Here is a 12,064-nt window from a genome sequence, read left to right as displayed (position 1 = left end):
GCACCGGCGTGGTCGCCATGGAGCGCGGCAGCACACCGCTGTACCTGCCGCTCAACGGCAACGGCCAAACGCACCCCCAACCCGAAACAATTTCCGAAAACTGAAATGTGAGGAGAAACGGACATGGCAAGAATGAACTTTGCAGGCGTTGAAGAAGAAGTGGTCACCCGCGATGAATTCCCACTCAGCCGGGCGCAGGAAGTCTTGAAGGACGAAGTCGTCGCCGTGCTGGGTTACGGCGTGCAAGGCCCGGCGCAGGCTTTGAATCTGCGCGATAACGGGATCAAAGTGATCGTCGGGGTCAACCCGGGCGGCAAGTCGTGGGATAAAGCCCAGCGCGACGGCTGGGTGGCCGGTGAAACGCTCTTCCCCATGGAAGAAGCAGCCGCCCGCGGCACGGTGGTGCAATATCTGGTTTCGGATGCCGCCCAAAAACTGACCTGGGAACGCATCCGCCCGTGCCTCAAAGAAGGCGATGCCCTGTACTTCTCCCACGGGTTTGCCGTGGTGTACAAAGACCAGACCGGCGTGGTGCCGCCCCCCTATGTGGATGTGGTCATGGTCGCCCCCAAGGGGTCGGGCACCAGCGTGCGCGCCAATTTTCTGGCGGGCAGCGGCATTAATTCCAGTTTTGCCGTGGCGCAGGATTACACCGGCCGGGCGCGCGAGCGCACCCTGGCGCTGGGCATTGCGATCGGCTCCGGCTATCTGTTTGAAACCACTTTTGAACACGAGGTCTATTCCGACCTGACCGGCGAACGCGGCGTGCTGATGGGCGCGCTGGCCGGCATCATGGAAGCCCAGTACCAGACCCTGCGCGCCCACGGGCATACCCCCTCCGAAGCGTTCAATGAAACGGTCGAGGAACTGACCCAAAGCCTCATTCGGCTGGTTGCCCAAAACGGCATGGACTGGATGTACGCCAACTGCTCGGCAACCGCCCAACGCGGCGCGCTGGACTGGCGGCACGAGTTCCGCAAGGCCACCCTGCCGGTCTTTGAACGCCTGTATCAATCGGTTGCCAGCGGGGAAGAAACCCGCCGCGTGCTGGAGGCCAACAGCCAGCCGGACTATCAGGAGAAATTGTCGGAAGAGCTGCGTCAGATGCGTGAATCGGAGATGTGGCAGGCCGGCGCCATGGTGCGCTCCCTGCGCCCCGAAAACTGGCAGAAAAACGCCTGAGGTCTTTAGCGGTTCAGGAGGAAAGCGATGAGCGATTCGTATGTCAGAATTTTCGATACCACCCTGCGGGATGGCGAGCAGTCGCCCGGCGCAACCATGACCAGCGCCGAAAAGCTGGAAGTGGCGCGCGGGCTGGCGCGTCTGGGCGTGGATGTGATTGAAGCCGGCTTTCCGGCCGCCTCGCCGGATGATCTGGAAGCCGTGCGGCGCATTGCAGTGGAGGTGGGCAATTCCACCGACGGCGGGCGGGTACCGATCATCTGCGGGCTGGCGCGCGCCACAAAAAGCGACATTGACAAGGCCTGGCAGGCCGTTCAACCGGCTGCCCGCCCGCGCATTCACACCTTTCTCGCCACTTCCGAGATTCACATGCAGTACAAACTGCGCATGACCCGCCAGCAGGTGCTGGAACGGGTTGCCGAAATGGTGGCCTATGCCCGCAGTTTATGCGAGGATGTCGAGTTCAGCCCGGAGGATGCCGGGCGCAGCGACCCGCAATTCCTCTACGAGGTGCTGGCCGTTGCTATCCGCGCCGGGGCAACCACCCTGAACATTCCGGATACGGTGGGTTATACCACCCCGGATGAATTTGGCGCGCTGATTGCCGGAATCATCCAGAACACACCCGGCATCGAAAACTGTATCGTTTCGGTCCACTGCCACAACGACCTGGGGCTGGCGACGGCCAACACGCTGGCCGGCTTGCGCGCCGGGGCGCGTCAGGCGGAGGTCACCATCAACGGCATTGGTGAACGCGCCGGCAACACCGCGCTGGAAGAAGTGGTCATGGCGCTCCACACCCGCCCACAGTACTACGGCCTGCACACCGGCATTGACACCACCCAGATCAGCCGCATCAGTAAACTGGTCAGCAACTACACCGGCATGCCGGTACAGCCCAACAAAGCCATTGTGGGGGCAAACGCCTTCGCCCACGAAGCCGGCATTCATCAGGACGGCATGCTGAAGCACTCCCTGACTTATGAGATCATGCGCCCGGAAACGGTCGGCGCGACGCAGAGCAAACTGGTGCTGGGCAAACACTCCGGGCGGCATGCCCTGCGCACCCGTCTGGCGGCGCTCGGTTACGCGCTGGATGAAGGCGAAATGGATCAGGTGTTTGAACGCTTCAAGCATCTCGCCGACCGCAAAAAGACCATCACCGATGCCGACCTGGAAGCGCTGGTTTCCGATGAACTGTACCAGCCGCGCGAATTTTACGCTCTGGACGGCTTACAGGTCGCCTGTGGGACGATGGGCATGCCCACCGCTACCGTGCGCCTGCGCGGCCCGGACGGCCAGCTGCACGTCAGCGCGGCAGTTGGCACCGGCCCGGTGGATGCCGCCTACAAAGCCATTGATGCCATTGTCAAAGCCCCCAACACGTTGCAGGAATTTGTCGTCCACGCCGTAACCGAAGGGATTGACGCGCTGGGCGAAGTGACCGTGCGCATCGAGGGCAGCGACGGGCTGCTGCAAATCAGCCCGCAGCGCGAAGCCGAAGTGCCGCGCACCTTTGGCGGTTACGGCGCCGATACCGACATCGTGGTAGCCAGTGTCAAGGCTTATCTGGCTGCGCTCAACAAACTGCTGGTCGCCAGCGGTCAATACGGTAATGTGGAACAATCGGCGGTTCAGCCGGTTGGTTGAGGAATTTTCCAAAGTCATTCATTCGCCAGAGAGGAGAACGAACCATGAACCCCATTTTCTCATCCTATTTCGATGAAAACGACCCGGCACAAGCCTTTGTGCGCCCCAACACCATCCCGTCCGGCTGGGATATGACCGATTTTCTGATGAAAAGTCACCCCCACACCCCGGCAGCCGAAATGAACGGCACCGCCTACGAACAACATCTTCGCCAATCGGGGAATGCGTATGAGCCGCCCAAAAACGTTGTTTGAAAAAATCTGGGACAGCCACGTCGTCGTTCAACCGCCGGATTCGCCCGCCGTTCTGTATATTGACCTGCACCTGGTGCACGAGGTAACCTCCCCGCAGGCGTTCAGCGGACTGCGGGCGCGCGGCCTGCGCGTGCGCCGCCCGGAACGCACGGTCGGCACACTCGATCACGGCATCCCCACCCTCACCAAACCCAACGGCAACGGCGACGGCCGCCTGGCCTTTGCCGATGAACTCAGCCGCCGCCAGATTCTGCAGATGGAGGAAAACTGCCGTGAATTTGGCATCCCGCTGATGGGGTTGGGCAGCCCCAATCAGGGCATTGTGCACGTCATCGGCCCTGAACTGGGCCTGACTCAGCCGGGCATGACGATTGTGTGCGGCGACAGCCACACCGCAACGCACGGCGCGTTTGGCGCCCTGGCCTTTGGGATTGGCACCAGCGAAGTGGAGCATGTCCTCGCCACCCAGTGCCTGCTGCAGCGCAAACCCAAAACCTGCGCCGTGCGCATTGAGGGACGCTTAAACCCCGGCGTCACCGCCAAGGATGTCATCCTCGGGCTGATTGCCCAGATCGGCGTGGCGGGCGGCACCGGTTATGTGTTTGAATACATGGGCGAAGCCGTCCGCGCCATGAGCATGGAAGAGCGCATGACCGTCTGCAACATGTCCATCGAGGCCGGAGCCCGCGCCGGCATGATCGCCCCGGACGATACCACCTTTGAATTTCTTGCCGGACGTCCCTATGCCCCGCAGGGTGAGGCGTGGGAACGCGCCGTTGCCCGCTGGCGCACCCTGCCCGGTGACGAGGGCGCCGCTTATGATCACACCATTACCCTCGATGCCGGCCGTTTGCAACCGATGGTCACCTACGGTACCAACCCCGGCATGGGCATACCCATCAGCGGGCGCATTCCTTCTCCCGACGAGGTCGGCGATTCCGCTCAACGCGCTGCGCTGGAAAAATCGCTGGCTTACATGGGGCTGCAGCCGGGCGCGCCGCTGCTCGGTCACAAACTGGATGCCGTTTTCATCGGTTCCTGCACCAACGGGCGGCTGGCAGACCTGCGCCAGGCCGCCGCTCTGCTGCGCGGGCGTAAAGTGGCGCCCGGTCTGCGCGTGCTGGTGGTGCCCGGTTCGCAGCAGGTCAAAAAACAGGCTGAAGCCGAAGGCCTGCACCGTATCTTTCTGGAAGCCGGCGCCGAATGGCGCGAACCAGGCTGTTCGATGTGCATTGCCATGAACGGCGACCAGCTCGAGCCCGGGCAGTATGCCATCAGCACCAGCAACCGCAACTTTGAAGGGCGGCAGGGCAAGGGCGGGCGCACCTTCCTGGCCAGTCCCCTCACCGCGGCTGCCTCGGCTTTGACCGGCGTCATCACCGATCCGCGTCCCTATCTTTCCTGAGGAGCCGTTGCCATGCAGCCATTTAGCCGTTTGACCTCCAAAGTGGTCGTTTTGCCCGTCAGCAATGTGGATACGGATCAGATCATCCCGGCGCGTTTTTTGAAAACCACCGACAAAAACGGGCTGGGCGCCAGCCTGTTTGCCGACTGGCGCTACCTGCCGGACGGCGGCCCCAATCCCGATTTTGTCCTCAATCAACCCCACGTGCAGGGCGCGCAGATTTTGCTGGCCGGCGATAACTTCGGCAGCGGCTCTTCGCGCGAACATGCCGCCTGGGCGCTGACCGGCTGGGGCATCCGCGCCGTGATTTCCACCACCATCGCGGATATCTTCCGCAACAATGCCCTCAAAAACGGCTTGCTGCCGGTGGTAGTGCCGCCGGAGGTACACGCTCGCCTGATGGACATCTTCAGCCGCGACCCCCACCTGACCCTGACGATTGATCTGCCCGAACAGAGCGTCATCCTGCCGGACGGCACTTCGGCGCCGTTCCCGATTGACCCGTTCAGCAAAACCTGCCTGCTGAACGGTGTGGACGAATTGGGCTATCTGCTCGGTTTGGAGGCTGAAATTGCCCGTTATGAAGCGCAGCGCCAATTTTAGTGGTTCCACAGGAGTGTGAGAATATGAAAATCGAAATTTACGATACCACCCTGCGCGATGGTACCCAGCGTACCGACATCTCGCTTTCACTGAATGACAAACTGGCGATTGCCCGGCGGCTGGATGAACTCGGTGTGGCCTTCATCGAGGGCGGCTGGCCGGGTTCAAACCCCAAGGACGCCGAATTTTTTGCCCGCGCCGCCGGGATGGAGTGGAAACACGCCGTGATTGCCGCCTTCGGGGCGACCTGCGCGGTCAACAAAACCCCCGCCGAGGATGAAAACATCCGCGCCCTGCTGGACTCGAAAGCGCCGGTCTGCACGGTGGTGGGCAAGTCCTCGCTGCTGCATGTGCATGAGGTGCTGCGCACCACCCCGCAAAACAACCTGCGCATCATCGAAGATTCGCTGGCTTACCTGACCGCGCAGGGGCGGCGGGTGATTTACGATGCCGAGCACTTTTTCGACGGCTACAAAGAAGATGCCGAATACGCCCTGCAGACCCTCGCGGCTGCCCTGCGCGGCGGAGCGGAAACCGTGGTGCTGTGCGATACCAACGGCGGCAGCCTGCCGTGGGAGGTCGGCGAGATCGTCCGCGCGGTGCGGACGCGCTTCCCGCACGCCAGACTGGGCATTCACACCCACAATGACGGCGAGTGCGCGGTTGCCAATTCACTCGCCGCCGTGCGCGAAGGGTGCGTGCAGGTGCAGGGCACCATCAACGGCTACGGCGAACGCTGCGGCAACGCCAACCTGTGCTCGATCATCCCCGACCTTGAATTGAAGATGGGCTATACCTGCCTGCCGGCCGGTCATCTGGCGCAGCTGACCGACCTTTCCCACTATGTGGCAGAAGTTGCCAACCTGGCGCCCGATGAACATCTGGCGTATGTGGGGCGGGATGCCTTTGCCCACAAGGGCGGCATTCATGTGGCCGCCATGCGCCGCACGCCGCGCTCCTACCAGCACATTGACCCGGCGCTGGTCGGCAACCGCTCGCAGGTGGTGGTTTCGGAACTTTCCGGACGGGGCAACCTGATCAGCAAGGCGGAGGAAAACGGCATTCAGCTGGATGATCAGATCAACCTCCATCAGGCACTGCGCCAGGTGAAAGCCCTGGAAGCCAAAGGCTTCTCCTTCGAGGCCGCCGACGCTTCGGTCATGCTCATGCTGCTGCGTCAGAAGGCCGATTATCAGCCGCCGTTTGAACTGGTGGATTTTACCGCCGCGGTGGAACACCGCGCCGGGCGCGGCATGATTGCCGAAGCCACCGTCAAGGTACGGGTCGGCGGGGAGGTGATTCACACGGCAGCGGAGGGCAACGGGCCGGTTGCCGCACTGGATGCCGCCCTGCGTAAAGCGTTACTGCCTTACTACCCGCAAATTGCCCGCTTTCACCTTTCGGATTACAAGGTGCGCATTCTGGACGGCAACAACGGCACCAGCGCCACCACCCGCGTGCTGATCGAAACCCGCAACGGCCACCGCGCCTGGGGAACGGTGGGCGCCAGCACCAACATCATCGAGGCCTCCTGGCTGGCGCTGACCGATGCCATCGAGTACGGCGTTCTGGTGGTCGAAGCCCAACCCCAGCCCGAAGCAGCTCATTGAAAGGAAAAGTCACCTTATGCCGTTTCACATCGTTGTTTTACCCGGCGACGGGATTGGACCCGAAGTCACCCAGGCCGCCCGCCAGGTGCTGGATGCCGCCGCCGCCCATTACAAATTGACATTGAATTACACCGAACACCTGATCGGCGGCTGTGCCATTGATCAACTGGGCACGGCGCTGGACGATGCCACCCTGGCGGAATGTCAGCAGGCCGATGCGGTGCTGTTGGGGGCGGTGGGCGGACCCAAATGGGACGACCCAACCGCGCCGGTGCGCCCCGAACAGGGCCTGCTGGCGCTGCGCAAGGGGCTGGGCGTGTTTGCCAACCTGCGGCCGGTACGGGTCTATCCGGCGCTGATAGACGCCTCGCCGCTGCGTCCCGAAAAACTGCGCGGCGTGGACTTGCTGGTGGTGCGCGAGTTGACCGGCGGGCTGTATTTTGGTCAGCCCAAGCGCCGTCTGGAGGAAAACGGCCGTCGCGGCGCGGTGGATTCGCTGTTTTACTGGGATTACGAAATCGAGCGGGTGGTGGAGCTGGCCTTTCAGCTGGCCGCCGCGCGGCGCGGACGGCTGGCCTCGGTAGATAAAGCCAATGTGCTGGAAACCTCGCGCCTGTGGCGGCAGATCGTCCAGCAGGTTGCTCAACGCTACCCGCAGGTGCAGGTGGAGCATGTGCTGGTGGATACGGCCGCCATGCGGCTGGTTGCCAGCCCGGCCGCCTTCGATGTCATCGTCACCGAAAACATGTTCGGCGATATTTTGACGGATGAAGCCGCCGTGCTGGCCGGCTCGATGGGCCTGCTGCCTTCCGCCTCGCTGGGCGCAGCCGGCGGCGGCCTGTACGAGCCGATTCACGGTTCGGCGCCGGATATTGCCGGTCAGGGGATTGCCAACCCGCTCGGGGCAATCCTCAGCGCGGCGCTGCTGCTGCGCTACGGGTTGAAACAGGAATCAGCGGCGCGTGCGGTGGAACAGGCGGTGGAACGCGCCCTGCAGGAGGGCTGCCGCACCCGCGATTTGGGCGGCAGCCTCTCCACCCAGGCGATGACCGAGGCCGTTTTGGAACGGCTTTCATTTGAACATCCATCTTAATTTTTCATCAAAGGAGTATTCATCATGACCGAAAACGAGGGCTATACATGGCTGGACGGGCAACTGGTTAAAAATGAGCAGGCGATGGTGCCGTTTATGACCTCCGCCCTGCATTACGGGCTGGGCGTGTTTGAGGGCATCCGCTGTTACGCCACACCGCGCGGGCCGGCGATTTTCCGCCTGCGCGAGCACATTCAGCGCCTGTTTGAATCGGCAAAGATTCTCGGCTTTCAGTCGCTGCCCTACAGCGAGGAGCAGGTCGTCGAGGCCTGCAAGGAGGTAGTGCGCGCCAACGGGTTCGATTCCTGCTACATCCGCCCGTTGATTTTCTTCGACAGTCAGGTCAAAAACCTCAATCTGGATGTCGGCTGGGCGCGGGTCGGGATTGCGGCGTGGTACTGGGGGGCGTATCTCGGCGAGGAAGCGCTGGAGAAAGGCGCGCGCATGAACATCTCCTCGTTTACCCGCCTGCACCCCAACATTATGATGACCAAAGCCAAAATCACCGGTAATTACGCCAACAGCGTGCTGGCCAAGACCGAATCGGCGCGGCTGGGCTTTGACGAAGCCATCATGCTCGACCCGCAGGGCTATGTGGCCGAATGCACCGGCGAAAACCTGTTCATCGTGCGGCGGGGGATAATTTACACGCCCGGCACCTGGGCAGTGCTGGAAGGCATCACCCGCGACGCCATCATCACCCTGGCGCGCGATATGGGCTGTGAAGTGCAGGAAGCCCAGATCAGCCGCGATCACCTGTATATTGCCGATGAGTGCTTTGTGAGCGGCACGGCGGCGGAAATCATCCCGGTGACCGAAATTGACCACCGCGTCATCGGCAATGGGCGGCGCGGCCCGCTCACCTACCGGTTAATGCAGGCCTTCCATAATGTGGTGCGCGGTGAGGATGAGCGTTACCAGCACTGGCTGGAGCCGGTTAACGCATGAGCGCGGTACGGGTTGCCTTTCAGGGTGAACCCGGCGCCTACTCGGAAGCGGCCATCTTTGACCGGTTGGGTGACGAAGCGGTCAGCCTGCCGTGTGAAAGCTTCGAGCAGGTGTTTGAGGCAGTGCAAAGCGGGCAGGCGGCGCTGGGTTTCATCCCCATCGAAAATTCGCTGGCCGGCAGCATTCACCGCAATTACGACCTGCTGCTGCAGCACGACCTGCATGTGGTTGGCGAGCATCACCTGCGCATTGCCCACTGCCTGATCGCCCTGCCCGGTGTGCGGTTGGAGGAGGTGCAGCGGGTGATCAGCCACCCGCAAGCGCTGGCGCAGTGCAGCCAGAACCTGCGCCGGATGGGGCTGAAGAGCGAGCCGGTCCACGATACCGCCGGGGCGGTGCAGCTGGTGCGCCAGCGCGGCGAGCGCAGTGTGGCGGCAATTGCCTCGCGCCGCGCCGCCGAACTGTACGGCATGCAGGTGCTGGTAGAGGGGCTGGAGGACAACCCGCTTAACTTCACCCGTTTTTTGCTGATTGCCTGCCAGCCGGTGCAGCCCGGCGCGGACGCCAAGACCTCGATTGTCTTCAGCCTCAAAAATCAGCCGGGCGCGCTGTTCAAGGCGCTGAGCGTGTTTGCCCTGCGCGAAATTGACCTGACCAAGATCGAATCGCGCCCGCTGGTGGGCAAGCCGTGGGAGTATTTTTTCTACATTGACCTGGCCGGTTCCACGGCGGAAGAACGGGTGCAGAACGCCCTGCGCAATCTGGGCGAGTATGCCACCTTTCTGCGCGTGCTGGGCTCCTACCCGCGCCAGCGCGGCTGAGGGGCGCAAAACCCACCAGCCCTCAGCGTCCCGGCGATCCATCTCTTTATAGAACGATGTCACTCCTCGCGCAGCGACAGCAACCCAATTGAATGTCACTCCGCACGAAGTGAGGAGTCTCTCTCCAGGAAGGGAGACTGCCGCGCTCGCTGCGCTCGCTCGCAGTGACGTAAACCAATCATGTCACTCCGAACGAAGTGACACTCACCAGTGCTAACGGGAGTCTCCCCTCACGGCGGGAAAGTGCCGCGCTCGCTCGCAGTGACGTAAACCAATGATATTCCCCCACCCACATGGATTGAAGGCAATCTTAAACGAAAAAACTCCGGGCAGTCTTACGCTAGGACTGCATCTCTCGTTGCCGAGCGTGCTTTTCGCGTAATTTGCACCACCGGAGTTCTTGACGGGTATACGTTTGCTGGAGCGCCCACCATCCCGGTCTTCACATGGCGTGCTCAGGGCGACTACACCCCAAACGCATTCTCATTATATCATGACAGGATAAAAATTTCCACCCCCACCTGCGGAAAATTGCCGCGCTCGCCGTGCTTGACCAAAAGGACAAAGGCCGCTCCGCGCGCAGCGACACCAACCCAACTTAATGTCACTCCGAACAAAGTGACACTCACCAGTGCTAACGGGAGTCTCCCTCCAGGGCGGGAGACTGCCGCGCCCGCTCAAAAGACGCCGCGAGGGGATCAACCTTGCCGCCTTCTATCCTTTGCGCCAATTGCCAGCTCGCGCAGTGGACATTCGGCGCAGGTCATTTCCTGCTCCTTTTCTCGTTTCTCTTTCTCACGCTCCTTTTTCCATACACCGCGGACGCGGTAACCTTCCAGAAGCGCGGCCGCCACCAGCAGGGCGATGACACCCTGCGCCTCGGGACGGTCAATATCATCCACTTTAACAACAATCGAAACCGCGATCAATGCAATAAAAAGTACAAAAATCCACAAAAACGAGTTCATTTCGCTTCCTCCCGGATGAATGGGTGATGAACAGGGATGTGCTGCGCCTCTCCACCAAACTGCGGGAAAGGGTTGAGAAGAGGCGGAGAAGGAACGCCCCGGCGGGCATGGATGATCCTGACGGTCTGTCAAGAGGGCAGCCACCTGCTGTCCACGATAAGAACATCCCACTGACCGTTTATGTAAACCAGCAGTTCATTATCGGCAAGCATGGAAGGTAAGATTGCTCCAAATTTCACAAAGTGACATAAAAAACTGTCTTCCTCAAAGGGGGCAAAGAAGAAGGTGTTGTACCTGTCTGTGTCAAAGAAAGTCATCTCCAGCGGGGAAACCACACCCAGCAGGACAAAATTGTTGCATCTCATCAGAATTGAAGCATGCAACCCACCCACAACCCTGTTAAATAGCCTGTTGTTATGCACAACTACAAGGTCGTCCATGACAAGGATATAGGGGATGGTGATACGGTCGTCCGTGTCAGTGGGACTGGTCGGAAAATACCTGCTTCGGGGTGTTTCAGGAAGGGCAGCCTGCAATTCCTCCAGCGTTCGGCTTGCGCAGCAAAAGGCAGGCGTCTCCTGCAGCCAGGAAAACGGCGACTTTTCAAGCAGGCAGTGCAGGTGAATTTGTGCCTCGCCTTTTTTTATGTCATTCAGGAAACTTAAAAAGGCGTTTGCCCGGTAATGACTGCCGACAAACACCATGTTCCCCGTTCTGCGGATGCGCTCGGTATCAAAGTGTAGCGGGACACCGCTGTACTTGAAATTTCCCAGCAGAGTTTTCATCTTCAAATTCCCTTTTCCAGGCAGATTCTGATTGCATGACAACCTTTCCTGTTCGTTCCTAACGCCGGATATTGAACATCAGGGCGGGGTCATCCATTCCGGCTGCCGCCCGCGCCTTACCCCTCGTCGGAGGGGGGTTTGCCTTTCAGCCATTCGACGATCTTCTCCCAAAGGACTTTCAGGCCGTACAACGCAAACCCGATCAAAAGGACAAATAGAGCCAGCAAAATTTCCACAAATCACCTCCGATATAGATTACTGCTTGCCGGCATAAGGCAAAAGGTTTTGCCCCCTCACCGGCGTGGATGAATTTAGCAACAATTCGGGATATACCCTTTTCGCTTCCAGTTTGAGATTTTCGGTCCCCTGCTGCGGGAAATTACCGTGCCCGCTGCACTCGCCCAAAAGGGCATTAATCCAATCATGTCACTCCGAACGAAGTGACACTCACCAGTGCTAACGGGAGTCTCCCCTCACGGCGGGAAATTGCCTCGCCTGCTACACTCGCTCGCAGTGACGTAAACCTGTCCTGTCACTCCGAACGAAGTGAGGATTCTCCCTCTTGGGCGGAAGATTGCCGCGCCCGCTGCGCTCGCTCGCAGTGACGTAAACCAATCCTGTCACTCCGAACGAAGTGAGGAGTCTCCCTCCACGGCCGGAAATTGCCGCGCCTGTTGCACTCGCCCAAAAGGGCATTAATCCAATCATGTCACTCCGAACGAAGTGACACTCACCAGTGCTAACG

The 12,064-nt window shown here is 60.7% G+C and carries 11 protein-coding genes; 9 read left to right on the top strand and 2 right to left on the bottom strand.

Annotated elements, in window-relative coordinates:
- Positions 1 to 123: 123 nt before the first annotated feature.
- From ilvC to pheA, 9 genes are read left to right on the top strand one after another with little or no spacing between them, the layout of a single operon-like run.
- Positions 124 to 1,182, top strand: a complete 1,059-nt coding sequence (gene ilvC / locus ACWIZX_RS07930) for a ketol-acid reductoisomerase (protein WP_448335385.1) — start codon at positions 124 to 126, stop codon at positions 1,180 to 1,182.
- Positions 1,183 to 1,209: 27 nt separating this feature from the next.
- Complete coding sequence (locus ACWIZX_RS07925; RefSeq protein WP_448335384.1) at positions 1,210 to 2,832, top strand: 2-isopropylmalate synthase; 1,623 nt, start codon at positions 1,210 to 1,212, stop codon at positions 2,830 to 2,832.
- 44 nt (positions 2,833 to 2,876) lie between these two features.
- Positions 2,877 to 3,086 (top strand): hypothetical protein, encoded by a 210-nt coding sequence (locus tag ACWIZX_RS07920; protein ID WP_322794469.1) that lies wholly within the window; start codon positions 2,877 to 2,879, stop codon positions 3,084 to 3,086.
- Entirely contained in the window at positions 3,061 to 4,491 is a 1,431-nt protein-coding gene (leuC, locus tag ACWIZX_RS07915; protein ID WP_448335383.1) for a 3-isopropylmalate dehydratase large subunit, read from the top strand. The genes ACWIZX_RS07920 and leuC overlap by 26 nt, the downstream gene beginning before the upstream one ends.
- Before the next feature lie 12 nt (positions 4,492 to 4,503).
- Positions 4,504 to 5,094 (top strand): 3-isopropylmalate dehydratase small subunit, encoded by a 591-nt coding sequence (gene leuD / locus ACWIZX_RS07910; RefSeq protein ID WP_448335382.1) that lies wholly within the window; start codon positions 4,504 to 4,506, stop codon positions 5,092 to 5,094.
- A 23-nt stretch (positions 5,095 to 5,117) separates the two neighbouring features.
- Complete coding sequence (cimA, locus tag ACWIZX_RS07905) at positions 5,118 to 6,704, top strand: citramalate synthase (protein WP_448335381.1); 1,587 nt, start codon at positions 5,118 to 5,120, stop codon at positions 6,702 to 6,704.
- Positions 6,705 to 6,720: 16 nt separating this feature from the next.
- Positions 6,721 to 7,797, top strand: a complete 1,077-nt coding sequence (gene leuB, locus ACWIZX_RS07900; protein WP_448335380.1) for a 3-isopropylmalate dehydrogenase — start codon at positions 6,721 to 6,723, stop codon at positions 7,795 to 7,797.
- 24 nt (positions 7,798 to 7,821) lie between these two features.
- Entirely contained in the window at positions 7,822 to 8,745 is a 924-nt protein-coding gene (locus ACWIZX_RS07895) for a branched-chain amino acid transaminase (protein ID WP_448335379.1), read from the top strand.
- Positions 8,742 to 9,566, top strand: a complete 825-nt coding sequence (gene pheA / locus ACWIZX_RS07890) for a prephenate dehydratase (RefSeq protein WP_448335378.1) — start codon at positions 8,742 to 8,744, stop codon at positions 9,564 to 9,566. Before ACWIZX_RS07895 ends, pheA begins: the two co-directional genes overlap by 4 nt.
- 698 nt (positions 9,567 to 10,264) lie before the next feature.
- Here pheA and ACWIZX_RS07885 read toward each other — a convergent pair.
- Together ACWIZX_RS07885 and ACWIZX_RS07880 are read right to left on the bottom strand one after the other, a co-directional pair.
- Positions 10,265 to 10,534, bottom strand: coding sequence for a hypothetical protein (locus ACWIZX_RS07885; RefSeq protein ID WP_448335377.1), 270 nt, complete (start codon positions 10,532 to 10,534; stop codon positions 10,265 to 10,267).
- Between the two features lie 128 nt (positions 10,535 to 10,662).
- Positions 10,663 to 11,319 (bottom strand): hypothetical protein, encoded by a 657-nt coding sequence (locus tag ACWIZX_RS07880; protein ID WP_448335376.1) that lies wholly within the window; start codon positions 11,317 to 11,319, stop codon positions 10,663 to 10,665.
- Between the last annotated feature and the right edge of the window lie 745 nt (positions 11,320 to 12,064).

The sequence above is a fragment of the Bellilinea sp. genome, assembly GCF_053501535.1.
Note: the sequence above shows the minus strand (reverse complement) of the source record. Positions and strands in the feature narration are given on the sequence as shown.